Source organism: Modestobacter sp. SYSU DS0290 (assembly GCF_054050955.1).
Genome location: NZ_JBJHAI010000009.1, coordinates 119,692 through 139,812 on the forward strand (window position 1 = coordinate 119,692; position 20,121 = coordinate 139,812).

Below are 20,121 nucleotides of genomic sequence, written 5' to 3' on the forward strand. Positions count from 1 at the left end.
CTGCTGTCCACTGGGTGGGACGACGTTGTTGACGCCCGGGCGGGAGGGGCGCACAGTGGTGACGTGCCCCGCACTCGTCTGCTCCGCGCTCCTGGTCTCGTAGCGATCCGCTAGCGCGCCGGTCCCTCCCGACCGACGCGCAACCCCTCCGTGCCACGGCACGAGGGGTTTTTTGTTGGCCGGGCACCGCTCGGCCGGACCACCGAGCGACCGCCGCAGCACCCCACCCTCGCCCAGGGAGATCGTCGAAGATGAGCACCAGCACCGGCCGCACCGCAGCGGACCCCGGCCCCACCGCCGCCCCGGGAGCCGGCCCCGCACCGGCCACGCCGGTCGCCCCCACCGAGGCCGCGGCCGCGGCCACCCTCGGCGTCGAGGCCACCGAGCGGTCGATCGCCGAGGCCGCCGCGGAGCCCGCCACCGGGATCACCGGTGCCCAGAGCCTGGTCCGCGCGCTGGAGGCGGTCGGGGTCGAGGTCGTCTTCGGCATCCCGGGCGGGGCGATCCTGCCCGCCTACGACCCGCTGTTCGACTCCGCCGTCCGGCACGTGCTGGTCCGGCACGAGCAGGGCGCCGGGCACGCCGCCACCGGGTACGCCCAGGCCACCGGCCGGGTCGGGGTCTGCATGGCGACCTCCGGGCCCGGCGCGACCAACCTGGTCACCCCGCTGGCCGACGCCTACATGGACTCCGTCCCGGTCGTGGCGATCACCGGGCAGGTGCCCAGCGCGGCGATCGGCACCGACGCCTTCCAGGAGGCGGACATCCGCGGCATCACGATGCCGATCACCAAGCACAACTTCCTGGTGACCGATCCCGCGGGCATCCCGCAGGCGATCGCCGAGGCCTTCCACCTGGCCGGCACCGGCCGGCCGGGCCCGGTGCTGGTCGACATCAGCAAGGACGCCCTGCAGGCGACCACCGACTTCAGCTGGCCGCCGCGGCTGGACCTGCCCGGCTACAAGCCGACGACGCGCCCGCACGGCAAGCAGGTGCGCGAGGCGGCGGCGCTGATCGCCCGGGCGAGCCGGCCGGTGCTCTACGTCGGCGGCGGCGTGCTCAAGGCCGGCGCCAGCCCCGAGCTGGCCGAGCTCGCGGAGCTCACCGGCGCCCCGGTGGTCACCACCCTGATGGCCCGCGGCGCGTTCCCCGACAGCCACCGGCAGAACCTGGGGATGCCGGGCATGCACGGGACCGTCGCCGCGGTCACCGCGCTGCAGAAGTCCGACGTGCTGGTCGCCCTCGGCGCCCGCTTCGACGACCGGGTCACCGGCCAACTGTCGAGCTTCGCGCCCGAGGCGCAGGTCGTGCACGCCGACATCGACCCGGCGGAGATCGGCAAGAACCGCCGGGCCGACGTCCCGATCGTGGGGGACGCCAAGGAGACGATCGCCGAACTAGTGACCGCGCTGCGCGCCGAGCAGGCCGCCGGGCGGACCGCCGACCTCACCGCGTGGTGGGCGCAGCTGGACGACTGGCGGGACCGGTACCCGCTGGGCTACGACTGGCCCGAGGACGGCGCGCTCTCCCCGCAGTACGTCATCGAGCGGCTCGGCGCGATCGCCGGCCCCGACGCGATCTACACCTCCGGCGTGGGCCAGCACCAGATGTGGGCCGCCCAGTTCATCCGCTACGAGAAGCCGGGCACCTGGCTCAACAGCGGTGGGCTGGGCACCATGGGCTACTCGGTCCCGGCGGCGATGGGCGCCAAGTACGGCTGCCCGGACACCACCGTGTGGGCCATCGACGGTGACGGCTGCTTCCAGATGACCAACCAGGAGCTGGCGACCTGCGCCATCGAGGGCGTCCCGATCAAGGTCGCGGTGATCAACAACGGCAACCTCGGGATGGTCCGGCAGTGGCAGACCCTCTTCTACGAGGGGCGCTACTCCAACACCCACCTGAACACCCACGGCGGCAAGCCGGGGTCGGGCCGCCCGGTGCGCATCCCGGACTTCGTCGCGCTGGCCGAGGCGCTCGGCTGCGTCGGGCTGCGCTGCGAGAGCAAGGACGACGTGGACGCGGTGATCGAGAAGGCGATGGCGATCAACGACGCCCCCGTGGTCATCGACTTCGTCGTCGGCTCGGACGCGCAGGTGTGGCCGATGGTCGCCGCCGGTGCGAGCAACGACGAGATCCTGGCCGCGCGCGACGTGCGCCCGGTCTTCGGCGACGGGCAGGTGTAGGACCCCCGTGCCCCCCACCACTCGCACGCTCGCGGCGGGCCCCTGCACGGGGGCCGAACTGCCTGATCGGAAGAGGGCTTCCTGATGCCACGACACACGCTGTCGGTCCTGGTGGAGAACAAGTCCGGTGTGCTCGCCCGGGTCTCGGCGCTGTTCAGCCGGCGCGGGTTCAACATCGAGTCCCTCGCCGTCGGGCCGACCGAGAACCCCGACCTCTCCCGGATGACGATCGTCGCCGAGGCGGAAAGCCAGCCGCTGGAGCAGATCACCAAGCAGCTGAACAAGCTGATCGAGGTGATCAAGATCGTCGAGCTGGAGTCCGGTGCCGCCGTCCAGCGCGAGCTGCTGCTGGTCAAGGTCCGGGCACCGATGGCCGACCGCGCCCAGGTGCTGCAGACCGCCGAGCTGTTCCGCGCCCGGGTCATCGACGTCAACACCGAGACGGTCACCCTCGAGGCGACCGGCACCCCGGACAAGCTGCAGGCCCTGCTGGCCGTCCTGGCCCCGCTGGGGATCAAGGAGATGGCGCAGTCCGGCACCGTCGCGCTGGCCCGCGGCCCGCGGTCGATGAGCGGCGCCGGTACCTTGCGCCCGGTCGAGCGCTCCGCCTGACGAAGGACCCCCTCGCCCCCCCACCACTCGCAGGCTCGCGGCGGGCCCCTGCGAGGGGGCCGCACGAACCGTCAACGCACCACGACCCACTAAGGAGAAGCAACCGCATGGCCGCCGAGATCTTCTACGACGACGACGCCGACCTCTCGATCATCCAGGGGCGCACCGTCGCCGTCCTGGGCTACGGCAGCCAGGGGCACGCCCACGCGCTCTCCCTGCGCGACTCCGGCGTCGACGTCCGCGTCGGCCTGCCCGAGGGGTCCAAGAGCCGGGCCAAGGCCGAGGCCGAGGGCCTGCGCGTGGTCACCCCCGCCGAGGCCTCCGCCGAGGCCGACCTGATCATGATCCTGGCGCCGGACCACGTGCAGCGGACGCTGTACGCCGAGTCGGTCGAGCCCAACCTGCAGGCCGGCGACGCGCTGTTCTTCGGCCACGGGTTCAACATCCGGTTCGGCTACATCAAGCCCCCGGCCGACGTCGACGTCGCCATGGTCGCGCCCAAGGGCCCCGGCCACCTGGTGCGCCGTGAGTTCACCGACGGCAAGGGCGTGCCCTGCCTGATCGCCGTCGAGCAGGACGCCAGCGGCAAGGCCCAGGCCCTCGCGCTCTCCTACGCCAAGGCGATCGGCGGCACCCGCGCCGGCGTCATCAGGACCACCTTCGCCGAGGAGACCGAGACCGACCTCTTCGGTGAGCAGGCAGTGCTCTGCGGCGGCATGTCGGCGCTGGTCACCGCCGGGTTCGAGACGCTCACCGAGGCCGGCTACCAGCCGGAGATCGCGTACTTCGAGTGCCTGCACGAGCTCAAGCTGATCGTCGACCTGATGTACGAGGGTGGCATCGCCAAGCAGCGCTGGTCGGTCTCCGACACCGCCGAGTACGGCGACTACACCTCCGGTCCGAAGGTCATCGACGCCCGCGTCAAGGAGTCGATGAAGGACGTCCTCACCGCCATCCAGGACGGCTCGTGGGCCGCGGCCTTCATCGCCGACCAGGACGCCGGCGCCCCGGACTTCACGGCCAAGCGGGTCGCCGCCGAGGCGCACCCGATCGAGGCCACCGGCCGGCAGTTGCGCGGCCTGATGAGCTGGGTGTCGGCCAGCGACGACTACACCGGGACCGCCGCTCGCTGAGCGAACTCCCCGCACGACGACGGCCCTCGCAGCCCCCGGGCTGCGGGGGCCGTCCCGACCGGGCTGCCGGCGCACCTGAACCGGCCGTGACCGCCGTTCCGCGGACGACGGGACGGCCGGTGACCCGGCGCACCCGTCGGCTGGTCCTGGGGCGCCGTGGGCCGCTTCGTGGGCGTCACCCCGGGCTCCGGCGGGGGGGCGTCGCGCGCGCGGCGGGAGAGCCCGGGACCAGTGATCTACGTCGCCGATGGTGACGGCTGTGCAACTTTTGCACGAAATCGTTGTCAACCCCTCGAGCTGTACGTAGGTTCCCCCGGCGGGCTCAGGCCCCACACCGGAGCAACGGAGCAACGGCGGGAGATGCGAACACATGGCGGCTGAGCTGGCCTTGCAGGACGTGAGTCTGCAGTTCGGCGGCATCACGGTGCTGGACCAGGTGACCTTCACCGTCGAGCCGGCCCAGATCTTCGGGCTGGTCGGGCCCAACGGCGCGGGCAAGACCTCACTCTTCAACTGCATCAGCGGGCACTACAAGCCCACCGCGGGCAGCGTGCGGATCGACGGCAACGAGGTGCAGGGTCAGCGGCCGGCGACCCTCGCCCGGCACGGTCTGGCCCGCACGTTCCAGCACCCCGCGCTGCAGCTGCACGAGACGGTGCTGGAGAACGTGCTGCTGGGCGCGCACTCCCGGCTCCCCGGCGGAGCGCTGGAGTGGGCGGTGCGGATGCCGCGCACCCGGCGCGCGGAGAAGGAGCTGCGCGCCGAGGCGCTGGACCTGCTGGAGCGCCACGGCCTGTCCTGGGCGGCGCACCTGCCGGCCGACGAGCTGTCCCACGGCCTGCACAAGGGCGTCGAGCTGTGCCGGGCGCTGCTCATGAAGCCGCAGCTGCTGCTCCTCGACGAGCCTGCTGCCGGCCTCCCGCACTCGGAGGTGGAGCAGCTGATCGCCACGGTCCGGCGCCTGCGCACGGAGGACGACATCACCGTCGTCATCGTCGAGCACCACATGGGCCTCATCGCCGCGCTGACCGACCGCGTCGTCGTGCTGGAGAACGGCCGCAAGCTCATGGAGGGGACGGCCGCCGAGGCGCAGTCCGACCCCCGGGTCATCGAGGCCTACATCGGGAAGGAGGCCACCGGTGACGCTGCTTGAGCTCGAGGACGTCACCGCGTCCTACGGCCCCGTGCAGGTGCTGGAGGGCGTGTCGCTGACCGTGCCGGACAACGGGGCGGTCGGCATCCTCGGCGCGAACGGCGCCGGCAAGACGACCACCCTGCGCGCCATCAGCGGCACCGTCCGCGCGAACGGGCGCATCACCTTCGACGGCAAGGACATCAGCGGCATGCGGCCCGACCAGGTCGCCGCCCTCGGCATCGCCCACGTGCCGGAGGGGCGCGGCACGCTCGGTGACCTGACCGTGCGCGAGAACCTGCGGGTCGGGGCGTACCTGCGCAAGGACCGCAAGGGCGTCGACGAGGACATCGACTACTGCCTCGACCTGTTCCCGAACCTGCAGGAGCGGATCAGGTCGAACGCGTCGGCCCTGTCCGGCGGTGAGCAGCAGATGCTGGCCGTGGCCCGGGCGATCATGTCCAAGCCGCGCCTGATGCTCCTCGACGAGGCCTCGCTGGGCCTCGCACCGAGCACCGCGATGAACGTCTACGACGCGATCCGGCGGCTGCGCACCGAGTCCGGCATCGCCATGGTCGTGGTCGAGCAGAACGCCAACCTCGCCTTCACCCTCGTCGAGAGCGCCACGGTCCTGGAGACCGGGCGGAACGTGCTCACCGGCACGACCGCCGAACTCAGGGGCATGGACGAGATCCGACGCGCATACCTGGGAGGCTGACGTGGGGACGTTCATCCAACTCATCGTCGACGGCCTGTCGACCGGCTCGGTCTACGCCGCCATCGCCCTGGCGATCGTGCTGGTCCACCAGGCGACCGGCCTGATCAACTTCGCGCAGGGCGGCATGGCCGTGCTCGCCGCCTACGTCGCCTGGTGGCTGACCAACCAGGGCGTGCCGCTGATCGTCGCGATCCTGCTGTCGGTCCTCTTCTCCTTCGCCTTCGGCGCCGTGGTCGAGCGGTGGCTGATGCGCCGCTTCGAGCGGGGCGACCCGGACACCGCCGTCGTCGTCACGATCGGCCTGCTGACGCTGATCACCGGCGTCGCCGGGTGGCTGTGGACGTACAACAACCAGCAGTTCCCGTCGCTGTTCCCCCTCGACACGGTGTCGTTCCTCGGCGTCTCGGTCAGCGTCCGGTCGATCGGGACCACGCTGGTGATCGTCGTGGCGATGGTCCTGCTGCAGGCGCTCTTCGCCGGCACGAAGCTCGGCCTCGCCCTCCGTGCCGTCGCGATCAACCCGGAGTCGGCGGCGTTCTCCGGGCTCCCCGTCGGCCGCCTCCTCATGATCGGCTGGGGTCTGGCCGCGGCGATCGGCGCCGTCGCCGGTGCGCTGGTCGCGCCGCAGCTCACGCTGACCCCGGGGATGCTCGACAACGCCCTGGTCTACGCGCTGGCCGCCGTCATCCTGGGCGGTCTCACCAGCCCGATCGGCGTGGTCGTCGCGGCGTGGATCATCGGCGTCCTGGAGAACCTGGCCGCGGTGTACGTCCCGTTCATCGGCTACGACCTGAGGGTCGCCGTGCCGTTCATCCTCATCTTCGTCGTGCTCATCGTCCGACCTCAGGGCCTGTTCGGCCGGAAAACCGTGGTGCGCGTGTGATGGCCTCCGCCTCGTCCCTCGCCCAGCGCTCGTCCCTCACCCAGCGCTCGTCCCTCACCCGGCGCCCGTGGATGCGCTGGGCCGGCCCGCTGCTGCTCGTGGCCGTACTCGCCGTGCTGCCCCTGGTGGGCACGGAGTTCGCCAACGAGACGCTCGCCCGGATCGGCGTCTTCGCCGTGGCCGTGCTGGGGCTCAACGTGGTGATGGGCTACACCGGCCAGGTCTCGCTCGGGCAGATCTTCTTCCTCGGCCTCGGTGCGTACGTCACCGCGTACGGCGTGCAGAACGACTGGAACATCGTCCTGGTCTTCGCACTCGCCTGCCTGATTCCCGCTGTCGCGGGGCTGCTCGTGGCGCTCGCCGCGGCACGCCTGGGCGGGCTCGCGATCGCGATGGTCACGATCGCGCTGCCGATCGTCGGCGTCCCGCTCGCCAAGCGGCTCAGTGACTGGACCGGCGGCTCGCAGGGGGTGTCCGCACGCTTCGCCGACACCCCGGAGGCGACCGGGCTCTACGACGACCAGTGGCAGCTCTACCTCGTGCTGGTCATCGGCGGCATCGTGTTCCTGCTGACGCGCAGCCTGGTCCGCGGCAAGTACGGCCGGGCGTTCGCGATCGTCAAGGGCAACGAGAACGTCGCCTCCTCGATGGGCATCTCGCCCTACCGGTACAAGGTGCTGGCCTTCACGATCGCGTCGCTGATCGGCGGGGTGAGCGGCTTCCTGTACATGCTGGTCATCCAGTACACCTCCCCGGAGACCATGAGCTTCGGGCACTCGATCGAGCTGCTCGCCGCCATGGTGATCGGCGGCGCGGGCAGCATCGTGGGCTCGGTCCTCGGGGGCGCGTACTACGTGCTCGTGCCGCAGCTGACGAACCTCGTCGACCCCAGCCTCACGGCGCTGCTCCAGGGCGCCGTCCTGCTGGCCGTGCTCTTCCTCCTCCCCGGCGGTCTCGCGTCTCTCCCGCGCGCGTTGACCCGCGGACGGCGGCGGTCCCGCAACGAGGCGGGTCCCGCGACATCACCGACCCATCCGTCGCCGACCCCCGGGTCGGGCACCGCGGCGGAGGAACCTGAGACAGAGAGGCAAGGTCAGGCATGAACACGCACCTTCGATCGCGGACGGCGCGCGGCGTCGCCCTCGCGTCGGCGCTCGCGCTGACGCTCACGGCCTGCGGCAACCGTGGGGGTGACGGCGGGGGCGACGGGTCCGGCGGATCGGCCAGCCCCGGCATCACCGACGACTCGGTGACGCTCGGCATCACCACCCCGCTCAGCGGCTCCACCGCGGGACCGGGCACCTGCACGGTCGCCGGCGTGACCGCCTACTTCGGCGCGAAGAACGCCGAGGGCGGCGTCGAGTTCGGCGACGGGCAGACCCGCACGGTCGAGATCGAGGCGCTGGACGACGGCTACGACCCGCAGCAGGCCAAGGCCAACTACGACCAGCTGAAGAACGAGGTCTTCGCGATGACCGCGGGGCTGGGCACGCCGACGAACCGGGCCTGGCGCGACGCGGCCATCGCCGACGAGGTGCCGCAGGCGCTGGTCATGACCGGCGACCCGCTGTTCAGCGACACCGAGGAGAGCCCCTGGCAGCTCGGCTTCGTGCCGATCTACCAGAACGAGGGCGAGGCGTTCGGCGAGCTGCTCGCGGCATCGGGCGAGGACCACCGGGTCGCGATCCTGTCGCAGAACGACGACTTCGGTGAGGGCTACGTCGAGGGCTTCAAGTCGGCCGTCGAGGGCGCGGACAACATCGAGATCGTCGACGAGCTCACCTACGAGGCGACCGACACGTCCGTCGACGCGCAGATCACCGAGCTCGCCGCCAGCGGTGCCGACGTCGTCTTCAACGCGATGTCCCTGGTTCCGCTGGTGATCTCGTCGCTGCAGAAGGCGCAGCAGCTGAACTGGATGCCGAGCTGGTTCCTGCCCTCGAACACGTCCAGCCCGGGGGCGGTCCTCGAGCCCGGCAACGGTGCGGCGTTCCCCGGCATCTACTCGGTGTCGTTCGCCAAGACGCCGCAGAGCCCCGCCTTCGCCGAGGACGAGGACGTGCAGGCGTACCTGGCGGCCCTCAAGGAGCACGGCAACTACCCGGACCCGCCGGCGTTCCCGCACTGCCAGTGGAGCTGGATGGTCGGCGCGACGCTCGAGCAGGCCTTCGCCGAGATGACCGAGCCGACCCGGGAGTCGTTCATGGAGGCGCTGCGCTCGATCGAGGGCTTCGAGGCGCCGCTCATGCTGCCGGGCACGGCGGTGGACGCCACCCAGGACGGTCAGCCCGCGGTGTCGTCCGTGGTCGTGCAGAAGTACAACGGCACGGGCTACGAGACGGTGGAGTCCTTCGAGTGACCTCGGTCTGACCAGCACCACCCCGGCGTGACACGGAGGGGCGGCCCGTCCTCGGACGGGCCGCCCCTTCGTCGCTCCGGGTGCGGGCCGCGACCCCGGGCTCAGCCCCGGACGGCCCGCCGGGCGCGGTGCGCGGCGAAGTACTCCGCCGCCGGCCGCAGGCACAGCAGCACCAGCGCCGCCAGCACCCCGGCGAACAGCACCAGGGCGAACACCAGCGCGCCCGCGGACCCCGGCTCCCCGGAGCCGGCCGTGACGGCCGTGGACAGCAGCAGGAAGCCGGTGACCGCCACCGAGATCGACGACCCCACGATCAGCGGCACCCGGCTGCGGCCGCGCAGCGCGAGCGCGCCGCCCCAGGCCATCAGCACGGTCCAGGCCAGCGCCAGCACCCCCATCAGCACGAAGGCGCCGCGCAGGGTGTCGACCTCGTCCGGGTCGACCCCGGCACCGAGCGAGGGGTCGGTGGTCAGGGCCGCGTCGACCAGGTCGTCGACGAACGCACCACCGGCGAACAGCGCCAGGGCGACCAGCACACCGAGCGCCGCGTAGACGAAGGCCAGCACCGCCGCGGTGACGACCGCGCCGGGCCGGGCCGGGGGCAGCCCCGGGGCGGCGCCGCCGTAGGGGCCGTACTGACCGGGGGCGGGGGCCTGGCCGTACTGCCCCCAGGGGGCCTGCTGGTGCGGCGGCTGCTGGGGCGCCTGCCCGTAGGGGCCCCAGGGTGCCGGCTGCGGGAACTGGCCGTACTGCCCGTAGGGGGAGGCCGGGTCGGACCGGGGCTGCTGACCCCAGCCGGGCTCCTGGCGGCCGGGGATGTCCGGGTCGTTGCTCATGTTCTCCTCCGCACGGGCCGGCGGCACCGGCGCTGCGGGTCAGGATGGCGGCGCCGGGCAGCGGTGGGCAAGCGACGCCACCCGGTCGTGCCGCCGGGTCCCGGGCGTCCATCCAGTGGGACCGGCGACACCGGCCCGACCAGCGGGGCCCCCGCGCTCCTAGGCTGTTGCCCCGTGACCGCCACCACGCCCGGGACCGCGCCCGTCGTCCTCATCGCCGAAGAGCTCGCACCCAGCGTCCTGGAGGTGCTCGGGGACGACGTGGAGATCCGCCACGTCGACGGCGCCGACCGCGCTGCGCTGCTGCCCGCGCTGGCCGAGGCCTCCGCCGTGCTCATCCGCTCCGCCACCCAGATCGACGCCGAGGCGCTCGCCGCCGCACCCCGGCTGAAGGTCGTCGCGCGGGCCGGCATCGGGCTGGACAACGTCGACGTCCCTGCCGCCACCGAGCGGGGCGTCCTGGTGGTGAACGCGCCGACGTCGAACATCGTCAGCGCCGCCGAGCACGCGGTCGCGCTGCTGCTGGCCGCCGCACGGCACATCCCGGCCGCCGACGCCTCGCTGCGCGAGGGGAAGTGGGCCCGGTCGAAGTTCACCGGGGTCGAGGTCACCGAGAAGACCGTGGGCGTGGTGGGGCTCGGCCGCATCGGTGTCCTGGTGGCCCAGCGGCTGGCCGCCTTCGGCGTCACCCTGATCGCCTACGACCCCTACATCCAGCCCGGCCGGGCGGCCCAGCTGGGCGTCCGGCTGGTGAGCCTCGACGAGCTGCTGCGCGAGTCGGACTTCATCACCGTCCACCTGCCCAAGACGCCGGAGACCCTCGGGCTCATCGGCCGGGACCAGCTGGCCGCCACCAAGCGCGGGGTGATCATCGTCAACGCCGCCCGTGGTGGGCTGGTCGACGAGGCGGCGCTGGCGGAGGCCCTGCAGTCGGGGCAGGTCGGCGCGGCGGGCATCGACGTCTACGCCAAGGAGCCGTGCACCGACAGCCCGCTGTTCGGGCTGGCCAACGTCGTCGTCACCCCGCACCTGGGCGCCTCCACCACCGAGGCGCAGGACAAGGCCGGCACCGCGGTGGCCCGCAGCGTGCGCCTGGCCCTGCAAGGCGACTTCGTGCCCGACGCGGTCAACGTGCAGGCCGGCGGCGTGGTCGCCGAGGACGTCCGCCCCGGGCTGCCCCTGGCGGAGAAGCTGGGCCGGGTGTTCACCGCCGTGGCCGGTGGTCTGGCCCAGTCGGTGCACGTCGAGGTGCAGGGCAAGATCGCCGAGTACGACGTCTCGGTGGTGCAGCTCGCCGTCCTGCGCGGGGTCTTCTCCGACGTGGTCGAGGAGCCGGTCACCTACGTCAACGCGCCGTTGCTGGCCGACCAGCGTGGGCTGGAGGTCAGCCTGTCCAGCAGCACGGAGAGCCCGCACTACCGCAACCTGATCAGCATCCGGGGCGCGATGGCCGACGGCACCGAGGTCGCCGTCTCCGGCACCCTCTACGGGAAGAACCAGGTGCCCAAGCTGACCGAGGTCAGCGGCTTCGACCTGGACCTGACCGCCGACGGCTACCTGCTGTTCTTCGTCTACGCCGACCGGCCCGGCGTGGTCGGCGCCGTCGGCGCCGCACTGGGGGAGGCGGGGATCAACATCGCGGGCGCCCAGGTCAGCCGGACCACGCTGGGTGGGGACGCGCTCATGGCGGTCACCGTCGACAGCCCGGTCAGCGGCGAGCTGCTCGCCGACATCGCCGGCCGCATCGGCGCCCGGCAGGTGCGTGCCGCGGACCTGAACCCCAGCTGACCCGGCCCCTCGCCGAGTCGAGGCCGCAGTTCCCGAGGCCGCGCCGTCCGACACCGGACGGCGCGGCCTCGCTGTGTCCGTGGTCGGCGCGGTCTGCGGTGGCCTGCGTGACGGGGGAGGTCGTTGAGAGTCACCCGATCGTGTCAACCGCGCGGCCACCACTGCGCCGAATGGTCCACGCCACGAGCAGCGGAACCCCTTCGGAACAGATGCGGAACACAACCGCCGCTCAGTCCGGGCAGATGCCCCGCTCAGGCCGTGCCACTGCTCCGAACGGCCTATTGGCCGTTAGCCACGGCAATGACCACGCTCTGTCTGGCCCGTCTGACCGTCCGTGCGGGCGGGCCTGGCGCAAGAACTTCTGACAGGGGTGCACGTGGGTTCGGAGAGCACACACACGAACCGGGCGGGACGCCGACGCGTCGCCGTCCGGACGGGGGTCGTCGCCGTCGCAGCGGCCCTCGCGACCACCGGGGGGATCACCGGGGCGTCCGCCGCGCCGGTCACCGACCGGGCGCAGGCGCAGCTGAGCGCCGAGCAGCTGGCGCAGGTGCAGGCCGCGGTGGCGGCCCGGGGCCAGGGGGCGCGGCCGGCCGGTCTGCCCGAGAGCGGGCCGACCTCGTTCTTCCTCCGGCTGGACACGCCGGCGACCTCGCAGGTCTACGCCGACGCCCTGGCCAGCGGGAGCCCGGCCCAGGCGGCGGACGCCGCCCGCGCGGCCAAGCCCGAGGTCGAGGCCGCGGCCGCCGACGTCGTCGGGGAGCTGCCGGCCGCCGTGCCGGACGCCGAGGTGCTCTACACCGCCTCGACCGTCGTCACCGGGGTCGCGGTCGCCGCGGACGCCGCCGACCACGCGGCGCTGGGCGCGCTGCCCGGTGTGACCGCGGTCCTCCCGATCACGCCGAAGACGATCAGCAACACCGGCGCCGCCCGGGTCGTCGACGCCGTCACCGCCTGGCAGGACCTGGGCAACACCGGCGAGGGCGTCTCGGTCGGGATCATCGACACCGGCATCGACTACACCCACGCCGACTTCGGCGGCAGCGGTGACGTCGCCCAGTTCACCGCCCTGCAGGCGGCCGAGGCCGCACCGGCGCCGGCCGGGGTGTACCCGAACGCCAAGGTCGTCGGCGGTCACGACTTCGTGGGCGACAGCTACAACGCCGATCCGCGCAGCGCCGCCTACCAGCCGGTGGCCATGCCGGACGAGAACCCGCTGGACTGCAACGGGCACGGCACCCACGTCGCCGGCACGACCGCCGGGTACGGCGTGACCGCCGACGGGGAGACCTACCGCGGTGGCTACGACGACTCCCTCGACGTCGGCAGCCTGCGCATCGGTCCCGGCATGGCGCCGGAGGCCTCCCTGTACGCGCTGAAGGTCTTCGGCTGCGACGGCTCGACCGACGTGACCGTCCAGGCCATCGAGTGGGCCATGGACCCCAACGGTGACGGGTCGATCGAGGACCACCTCGACGTCGTCAACCTCTCCCTGGGTTCGGACTACGGCCTGGCCGACGACGCCGACGCCATGGTCGCCAACGAGGCGATGAAGCAGGGGATGCTCGTGGTCATGTCCGCCGGCAACGCCGGGGACAGCTACGACATCGGCGGCTCTCCGGGCAACGCGCCCCGCGGCATCGGCGTGGCCGCCTCCAACGACGGCTACGGCGTCTTCGACGGCTGGCAGGTCGTCTCCGGCGCCGGCCCCGAGGGCATCCGCCCGGGGCTGCGGTCCATCGCCTACAGCGACCTCGACGACGCGGGCCAGGTCAAGCCCGACGTCACCGCCCCGGTCGTGCTGCCGGAGGGCGGCGACGACCCGACCGGCTGTGCCGACTGGAGCGGCGACTACACCGGCGAGATCGTGCTCATCGAGGCGGCCGGGTTCGCCTGCGGCTCGGTGGCCAAGGGCGGCAACGCCCGCGACCACGGCGCCGCCGGGTTCATGATCATCGGTGACGACGACCTGCTGGAGACCGGCATCACCGGCGTCCCGCAGATCCCCGGCATCCTGGTCACCGCCACCGACGGGGCGGCGCTCGCCGCGGCCGTGCAGGCCGGCCCGGTCACCGTCACCTTCGGGCCGAGCCTCAAGGACGCCGCGATCGTCGACGACCCGGCGCAGGTGGACCTGCTCGCGTCGTTCTCCTCGCGCAGCAGCCGGCAGGCGAACGGCCTCAAGCCGGACGTCTCCGCGCCCGGCGTGACCCTGTACTCCGCCGCGGTCGGCACCGGCACCCAGGGCGTCAGCGAGTCGGGCACCTCGATGGCCGCGCCGACCACCTCCGGCGTCACCGCGCTGATCCGTGCGGCGCACCCGGACTGGACGACGGAGGAGGTCAAGGCCGACCTGATGAACACCGCCGGCCACGACGTCCACACCGCGGACGGCACCGTGTACGGCCCGAACCGGCAGGGTGCCGGCCGGATCGACGCGCAGGCGGCGCTCACCAACGAGGTCCTCGCCTACGCCGACGCCGGCTCCGGGGTCGTCTCGGCCTCCTTCGGCGTGGTCGAGGCCGTCGACCCGAAGGTGGTCCAGAACCGCCAGGTGACCGTCTCCAACAAGAGCGCGAAGACGGTGACCTACACCCTCGCCTACCAGGCACTGGCCCAGCAGCCGGGCGTCACCTACCGGGTGGAGCCCTCCGTCGTCTCGGTCGCCCCGAACACCAGGACCGTGGTCAACGTGGTCATGACGGTCGACCGGGACCGGCTGCGCAAGGTCGCCGACCCGACCGTCGTCACCGACGACGGCCGGCAGTTCCTCGGCGAGGCCAGCGGCCGGCTCGTGCTCACCCCGCAGGCCGCCGGTGCGCCGGCGCTGCGGGTGCCGGTGCACGCCAACGCGAAGCCCGCCTCGAACCTGGTCGCCCAGGACCGGCAGCCCGGGAAGACGATCGCGCTGGTCGGCCGGGGTGTGGCGAACGGGACGTTCGGCGACCCGACGGCCTACACCTCCCTCGGCAGTGCCTTCGAGCGGCTGGGCGTGAGCCCGCAGCTGCCCAAGTGCACGACCGAGGCGCGGTCGGACTGCTACAAGTCCGAGCTCGAGCGGTCGGTGGACCTGGCGCAGGTCGGCGTCGCCTCCGACGTCGCGGCCAGCCCGGACGACCCGTGGCTGTACTTCGGCGTCGCGGCGCACGGGAAGTACACCTCGCCGGAGACCGCGGTGAACTACGGGGTGTACGTCGACGCGACCGGTGACGGGGCCTGGGACTACCAGGTGACCACCTACCGGATCGCCGACTACGACGCCCCGCTGGTGGTCGTCACCGACCGGCAGTACCAGCTGCTGCCCCGGGGCAACCCGTGGATCGGGTACCTGAACATCGCCGACGGCACGGTGGACACCAACGCCTTCGACTCCGACGTCCAGCTGCTCAGCGCCCCGCTGTCGGTGATGCCGCTGCTCACCGCGGACGCCAGCCGGATCTCCTTCGGCGTCCAGTCGACCAGCGCCTACGGCACGGTCGACGACCTGGGCACCGTGACCGGACCGGACGGCGGCGCGGAGCTCGCCGATGAGGCGATGAGCTTCGACCCGCTGCACCCGGGGCTGTCGTTCACCGCGTCCAGCGGCCCCGCGGTGCTGGTGCCGGTCACCGGGGGCAGCACCATCTCGGTGACCCAGAGCGCGGCCTACGCACAGGACACCGCCGTCGGCGGGCCGAAGGGCGCGATGGTCGTGCTGCAGCACAACGGCAGCACCGGGCCGGGGCGCACCCAGTTCGTCCCGGTGGCCGTGCGACCGGGCGCGCCGGTCGCCCCGTGACGGCGCCGGCCGGCCCGGCACAGCGCCGGGCCGGCCGGCCCTGACCACCCCGCACCACCCCGGCGCCCCCGGTGAGGACCTCCCTCTCCGGGGGCGTCCGGCGTGTGCGGGTGGTGGTGGGCGGGACCGGGACCACTAGCCTCTGGCCTCATGCGGCTGGCAGTGGTCCCTGGGGACGGCATCGGGCAGGAAGTGGTGGCGGAGGGCCTCAAGGTCCTGGGCGCGGTGGCGCCGGACGTCGAGACCACCCGGTACGACCTGGGCGCGGCCCGCTGGCAGCGCACCGGTGAGCTGCTGCCCGACGCGGTGCTCGACGAGCTGCGCCAGCACGACGCCATCCTGCTCGGCGCGGTCGGTGACCCCAGCGTCCCCGCCGGCATCCTCGAGCGCGGCCTGCTGCTCAAGCTGCGGTTCGAGCTGGACCACCACGTCAACCTGCGCCCGGCCCGGCTCTTCGACGGCGTGACCAGCCCGCTGGCCGACCCGGGCGAGATCGACATGCTGTGCATCCGGGAGGGCACCGAGGGGCCCTACGTGGGCAACGGCGGCGTCCTGCGCCGGGACACCCCGCACGAGGTGGCCACCGAGGTCAGCCTGAACACCGCCTTCGGTGTGGAGCGGGTGGTCCGGTACGCCTTCGAGCGCGCCACCGCCCGTCCGCGCAAGCACCTGACGCTGATCCACAAGACCAACGTGCTCACCCACGCCGGGTCGCTGTGGTCGCGCACCGTGGAGGAGGTGGCCGCGGAGTTCCCCGAGGTCTCCGTCGCCTACCAGCACGTCGACGCCGCGGCGATGTTCTTCATCACCGACCCGGGCCGGTACGACGTGATCGTCACCGACAACCTCTTCGGCGACATCGTCACCGACGTGGCGGCCGCGGTCACCGGCGGCATCGGGCTGGCCGCCAGCGGCAACCTCGACGTCTCGGGCACCAACCCGAGCATGTTCGAGCCGGTGCACGGTTCCGCGCCGGACATCGCCGGGCAGGGGATCGCCGACCCGACCGCCACCGTGCTGTCGGTGGCCCTGATGCTGGAGCACCTGGGCCGCCCGGAGCTGGCCAAGAAGGTCAACGCGGCGGTCGCCTTCGACCTGTCCACCCGCGACCCGAAGGCGCAGGTGCGCACGACCGAGGTGGGCGACCGGCTCGCCGCGCTCGCCGGCGGCTGACGGAGGACGTCACGGCGGCGGTTCCCGGACGAGCAGGTCACCGACCGGCACCGGCAGTTCCGCCCGCACCGCCGCCGTACCGGGAGCCGGCCACTCCAGGCCGACCAGGCAGCCGGTGGGGGAGACCTCGACGAGCGTGACCGGCTGCCAGCTCCAGTCCGGCCCCGGCCGGTCGGCGGCCAGCCGGCCACGGGGCAACGGGTCGGGCAGCCGGCACCACCAGCGGCCCGGCAGCATCGCCAACCCCCGGGTGGCCAGCAGCTCACGAGCGTCGGCGCGCGGCTGCGCGGGTCCGGCCACGGTGCCCGGCAGGGTGCGCGGGACGACGGTGCCGTCCGGCCCCGGTTCGAGCCAGCCCACGGCCTCGCCGTCGTCGGGGCGGTGCACGAGCTCCCAGGTGGTCACGGCGTCCTCCTCGCGGTCGCCACGGATGCTGCCGCCGAGGAGTGGGGCGCGCACGCCGTTTTCGTCCCAGGCAGTGGACGCGGCGTTCCACCTCGGCGGCCACCGTGGTCTACTCGGCGTGATGGACGCCACCGGCACGATCATCATCGCCTAGCGCGCAGTCCCCTCCCCGACTGCGCGCGACCTCCCGTACTCCGGGAGGTTTTTTCGTGTCTGGGGAGGATCCACCTGACCCGGGAGAGCACGTGCCCACCGAACTGGCCCGCCACGACATCGACGTTGATGCCTTCCACGTCTTCGACACCACGCTGCGCGACGGCGCCCAGCGGGAGGGCGTGAGCTACTCCGTCGCCGACAAGCTCGCGGTGGCCCGGCTGCTGGACGAGATCGGCGTGGGGTTCATCGAGGGCGGCTGGCCGGGGGCGCTGCCCAAGGACACCGAGTTCTTCGCCCGCGCGCGCACCGAGCTGCAGCTGCGGCACGCGCAGCTGGTCGCCTTCGGCGCCACCCGCAAGGCCGGCGTCCGGGTCGAGGACGACCCGCAGGTGCAGGCCCTGCTGGACTCCGGGGCGCCGGTGGTCTGCGTGGTGGCCAAGTCCGACGTCCGGCACGTGCGCGAGGCGCTGCGCACCTCGCTGGAGGAGAACCTGGCGATGGTGGCCGACACCGTCAGCCACCTGGTCGCCGCGGGACGGCGGGTGTTCCTCGACTGCGAGCACTTCTTCGACGGGTACGCCGTCGACCCCGAGTACGGCGTGCGGGTGCTGGCCACCGCCTTCGCCGCCGGGGCCGAGGTCGGGGTCCTGTGCGACACCAACGGCGGCATGCTGCCCACGGGGGTGGCCCGCGTCGTGGCCGACGTGCGCGCGCGGGTCGTCGGCCGGCTCGGCATCCACTGCCAGGACGACACCGGCTGCGCCGTCGCCAACACCCTGGCCGCCGTCGAGGCGGGCGTGACCCACGTGCAGGGCACCGCCAACGGCTACGGCGAGCGCGCCGGCAACGCCGACACCTTCGCCCTGATCGGCAACCTGGTCACCAAGATGGGTCTGCCCGTCGTGCCGGCGGAGTGCCTCCCGGAGCTCACCCGGGTCAGCGCGGCGATCGCCGAGCTGGCCAACATCGCCCCCGACGACCACCAGCCCTTCGTCGGTGCCTCGGCGTTCGCGCACAAGGCGGGGCTGCACGCCAGCGCGATCAAGGTCGACCCGCAGCTGTACAACCACCTCGACCCCGCCGTCGTCGGCAACGACATGCGCATCCTGGTCACCGAGATGGCCGGCCGCGCCTCGGTCGAGCTGAAGGGCCGCGAGCTGGGCGTCGACCTCGCCGGCCAGGGCGACGCCATCGGCCGGGTCGTCGACCAGGTCAAGGTGCTGGAGGCCGACGGCTGGTCGTTCGAGGCCGCCGACGCCTCCTTCGAGCTGCTGCTGCGCGCCCAGCTGCCCGGCGCGCCCGAGCCGCTGTTCGAGCTGGAGAGCTACCGCACCTCGGTCGAGCACTGGGGCAACGGTGTGGTGGTCAGCGAGGCGACGGTGAAGGTGCACGTGCGCACCGCGACGGGGGAGCGGGAGCGGGTCATCAGCACCGCGGAGGGCAACGGCCCGGTCAACGCCCTGGACAACGCGCTGCGCCAGGCGCTGGTCGGCCAGTTCCCGTCGCTCGCCGGGGTGACCCTGGCCGACTACAAGGTGCGCATCCTGGGGTGGAACGGTGGCACCAGCGCCACCACCCGGGTGCTCATCGACAGCACCGACGGCGCGGGGGAGTGGACCACCGTCGGCGTGCACGACAACATCGTCGAGGCCTCCTGGCACGCGCTGGTCGACGCGCTCACCTACGCCGTGCGACACCGGCCGAGCGGGGCGACGGCGGTGGATCCGGACCAGGGCCGCGCATGACCGGACCGGGCTCGGCGGTCGTCGTCGGCGGCGGGGTCGCGGGGCTGGCCGCGGCGGCCTCGCTGACCGGGGCCGGCTGGCAGGTGCGGGTGCTGGAGCGCGCCACCACGTTCGAGGAGGTCGGCGCAGGGCTGGCGGTCACCCGGAACGGGATGGCCGCGCTGGACGCCCTGGGTGTGGGCGACCGGGTCCGCGCCGCCGGGCACCGGACCGCCGCGGCCGGGACCCGCGACCAGCACGGCCGGTGGCTGCTGCGGGTCCCCGGCACCGCGGGAGCGGCGAACACGGCCTGGGGAGTGCACCGGCAGCGGCTGCACGCGGCGCTGCTCGACGCCGCGGTGCCGGCCGACCTCGTGCCCGGCGCCCGCGTCGTGGCAGTGCAGCCGGGCGACCCGGACGGTGCGTCCGCGGCCGTGACCTGGGTCGACGGCCGGCACGAGCACAGCGCCACCGCCGACCTGGTCGTGGCCGCCGACGGCCTCCGCAGCGTGGTGCGCGGTGCGTTGTTCCCCGGCCGCCGGGCCGCGCTGCGCTACAGCGGCCGGACCTGCTGGCGGGCCGTCGTGGACGACGACAGCACCCCGGACCAGGGGTTCGCGGCCCACTGGGGCCCCGGTGCCGAGTTCGGCGCGGTGCGGATCAGCCCCACGGAGGTGTACTGGTACGGCTACGTCCGCCACCCGGAGCGGAGCCCGTTCGCCGACGAGCTGGCGGCGGCGGTGGACCGGTTCTCCGGCTGGTCCCCGGACGTCCGGGCCGTGATCGCCCGCACCACCCCCGGGCAGCTGCTGCGGCACGACGTGCACTCCCTGCCGCGTGGGCTGCCGGCCTACGTCCGCGGGCGCACGGTCCTGATCGGGGACGCCGCCCACGCGATGCTGCCCACCATGGGCCAGGGGGCCAACACCTCGCTCGAGGACGGCGTCTGCGTGGGGCGGCTCATCGGGGAGCCGGTGGGCGCGGGCACCCCGCTGCGTGCCGCCCTGGCCTCCTTCGACCAGGCGCGGCGGCCCCGCTGCCGGCAGGTCGCCCGTCGGTCGGCGCAGACCGCACGGTTCGGGGCGCACGTGCCCGGCGGGCCGCCCCAGACGCTGCGCAACGCGGCCCTGCGGCTGGTCCCGGCGGGGGCGGCGGTCGCGGCGGGCGCCGCGGTGCTGCGCTGGGAGCCACCGCCCGGCGGGGCCGCGTCGGCGCCCGGCGCCCCCGGCTAGCCTGGC

Annotated in this window: 15 protein-coding genes; 13 read left to right on the forward strand and 2 right to left on the reverse strand. The window is 73.3% G+C overall.

From position 1 onward, the window contains the following. Nucleotides 1–251 precede the first annotated feature (251 nt). The 8 genes from ACI795_RS10255 (at nt 252) to ACI795_RS10290 (ending at nt 9,023) form a co-directional block, all read left to right on the forward strand. Nucleotides 252–2,186, forward strand: a complete 1,935-nt coding sequence (locus tag ACI795_RS10255) for an acetolactate synthase large subunit (protein WP_457075392.1) — start codon at nt 252–254, stop codon at nt 2,184–2,186. A gap of 84 nt (nt 2,187–2,270) precedes the next feature. Continuing rightward, complete coding sequence (gene ilvN / locus ACI795_RS10260) at nt 2,271–2,798, forward strand: acetolactate synthase small subunit (RefSeq protein ID WP_457071414.1); 528 nt, start codon at nt 2,271–2,273, stop codon at nt 2,796–2,798. Between the two features lie 107 nt (nt 2,799–2,905). Beyond that, nucleotides 2,906–3,931: a ketol-acid reductoisomerase gene (gene ilvC / locus ACI795_RS10265; RefSeq protein WP_457075393.1), complete on the forward strand. Its 1,026-nt coding sequence runs from the start codon at nt 2,906–2,908 to the stop codon at nt 3,929–3,931. Nucleotides 3,932–4,301: 370 nt separating this feature from the next. Continuing rightward, the gene (locus tag ACI795_RS10270; RefSeq protein WP_457075394.1) at nt 4,302–5,084 is read left to right on the forward strand and encodes an ABC transporter ATP-binding protein; all 783 of its coding nucleotides are present in this window, start codon (nt 4,302–4,304) and stop codon (nt 5,082–5,084) included. Further along, entirely contained in the window at nt 5,071–5,781 is a 711-nt protein-coding gene (locus ACI795_RS10275) for an ABC transporter ATP-binding protein (RefSeq protein ID WP_457075395.1), read from the forward strand. Before ACI795_RS10270 ends, ACI795_RS10275 begins: the two co-directional genes overlap by 14 nt. A 1-nt stretch (nt 5,782) precedes the next feature. Then, entirely contained in the window at nt 5,783–6,664 is an 882-nt protein-coding gene (locus ACI795_RS10280) for a branched-chain amino acid ABC transporter permease (protein ID WP_457075396.1), read from the forward strand. Next, a complete protein-coding gene (locus tag ACI795_RS10285) occupies nt 6,664–7,767 on the forward strand; it encodes a branched-chain amino acid ABC transporter permease (protein ID WP_457075397.1) in 1,104 nt (367 codons plus the stop codon). The genes ACI795_RS10280 and ACI795_RS10285 overlap by 1 nt, the downstream gene beginning before the upstream one ends. Further along, nucleotides 7,764–9,023, forward strand: a complete 1,260-nt coding sequence (locus ACI795_RS10290; protein WP_457075398.1) for an ABC transporter substrate-binding protein — start codon at nt 7,764–7,766, stop codon at nt 9,021–9,023. The genes ACI795_RS10285 and ACI795_RS10290 overlap by 4 nt, the downstream gene beginning before the upstream one ends. Nucleotides 9,024–9,124: 101 nt before the next feature. Here the strand turns inward: ACI795_RS10290 and ACI795_RS10295 are convergent, their stop codons facing one another. After that, nucleotides 9,125–9,859, reverse strand: a complete 735-nt coding sequence (locus ACI795_RS10295) for a hypothetical protein (protein WP_457075399.1) — start codon at nt 9,857–9,859, stop codon at nt 9,125–9,127. 174 nt (nt 9,860–10,033) lie between these two features. Here ACI795_RS10295 and serA point away from each other — a divergent pair, with 174 nt between their 5' ends. From serA to ACI795_RS10310, 3 genes are all read left to right on the forward strand, one after another. Then, nucleotides 10,034–11,647, forward strand: a complete 1,614-nt coding sequence (gene serA, locus ACI795_RS10300; protein WP_457075400.1) for a phosphoglycerate dehydrogenase — start codon at nt 10,034–10,036, stop codon at nt 11,645–11,647. Between the two features lie 376 nt (nt 11,648–12,023). Further along, nucleotides 12,024–15,425 (forward strand): S8 family serine peptidase, encoded by a 3,402-nt coding sequence (locus ACI795_RS10305; protein ID WP_457075401.1) that lies wholly within the window; start codon nt 12,024–12,026, stop codon nt 15,423–15,425. A gap of 150 nt (nt 15,426–15,575) precedes the next feature. Next, nucleotides 15,576–16,598: a 3-isopropylmalate dehydrogenase gene (locus ACI795_RS10310; protein ID WP_457075402.1), complete on the forward strand. Its 1,023-nt coding sequence runs from the start codon at nt 15,576–15,578 to the stop codon at nt 16,596–16,598. A 9-nt stretch (nt 16,599–16,607) separates the two neighbouring features. Here ACI795_RS10310 and ACI795_RS10315 read toward each other — a convergent pair whose 3' ends face one another. After that, nucleotides 16,608–17,057, reverse strand: coding sequence for a hypothetical protein (locus ACI795_RS10315; protein ID WP_457075403.1), 450 nt, complete (start codon nt 17,055–17,057; stop codon nt 16,608–16,610). A 191-nt stretch (nt 17,058–17,248) separates the two neighbouring features. On the opposite strand from ACI795_RS10315, the gene cimA reads away from it, so the two are divergent. Together cimA and ACI795_RS10325 are read left to right on the forward strand one after the other, a co-directional pair. Then, nucleotides 17,249–18,904 (forward strand): citramalate synthase, encoded by a 1,656-nt coding sequence (gene cimA, locus ACI795_RS10320; protein ID WP_457075404.1) that lies wholly within the window; start codon nt 17,249–17,251, stop codon nt 18,902–18,904. Continuing rightward, complete coding sequence (locus ACI795_RS10325) at nt 18,901–20,115, forward strand: FAD-dependent monooxygenase (protein WP_457075405.1); 1,215 nt, start codon at nt 18,901–18,903, stop codon at nt 20,113–20,115. Before cimA ends, ACI795_RS10325 begins: the two co-directional genes overlap by 4 nt. The last annotated feature ends 6 nt before the right edge of the window (nt 20,116–20,121 follow it).

What these genes read in the sequence shown, in the direction of transcription:
- ACI795_RS10325 (WP_457075405.1), top strand. Translation starts at nt 18,901, where the DNA reads ATGACCGGACCGGGCTCGGCGGTCGTCGTCGGCGGCGGGGTCGCGGGG.
- ilvN (WP_457071414.1), top strand. Translation starts at nt 2,271, where the DNA reads ATGCCACGACACACGCTGTCGGTCCTGGTGGAGAACAAGTCCGGTGTG.
- ACI795_RS10270 (WP_457075394.1), top strand. Translation starts at nt 4,302, where the DNA reads ATGGCGGCTGAGCTGGCCTTGCAGGACGTGAGTCTGCAGTTCGGCGGC.
- ACI795_RS10295 (WP_457075399.1), bottom strand. Translation starts at nt 9,859, where the DNA reads ATGAGCAACGACCCGGACATCCCCGGCCGCCAGGAGCCCGGCTGGGGT.
- ACI795_RS10290 (WP_457075398.1), top strand. Translation starts at nt 7,764, where the DNA reads ATGAACACGCACCTTCGATCGCGGACGGCGCGCGGCGTCGCCCTCGCG.
- ilvC (WP_457075393.1), top strand. Translation starts at nt 2,906, where the DNA reads ATGGCCGCCGAGATCTTCTACGACGACGACGCCGACCTCTCGATCATC.
- ACI795_RS10310 (WP_457075402.1), top strand. Translation starts at nt 15,576, where the DNA reads ATGCGGCTGGCAGTGGTCCCTGGGGACGGCATCGGGCAGGAAGTGGTG.
- ACI795_RS10285 (WP_457075397.1), top strand. Translation starts at nt 6,664, where the DNA reads ATGGCCTCCGCCTCGTCCCTCGCCCAGCGCTCGTCCCTCACCCAGCGC.
- ACI795_RS10255 (WP_457075392.1), top strand. Translation starts at nt 252, where the DNA reads ATGAGCACCAGCACCGGCCGCACCGCAGCGGACCCCGGCCCCACCGCC.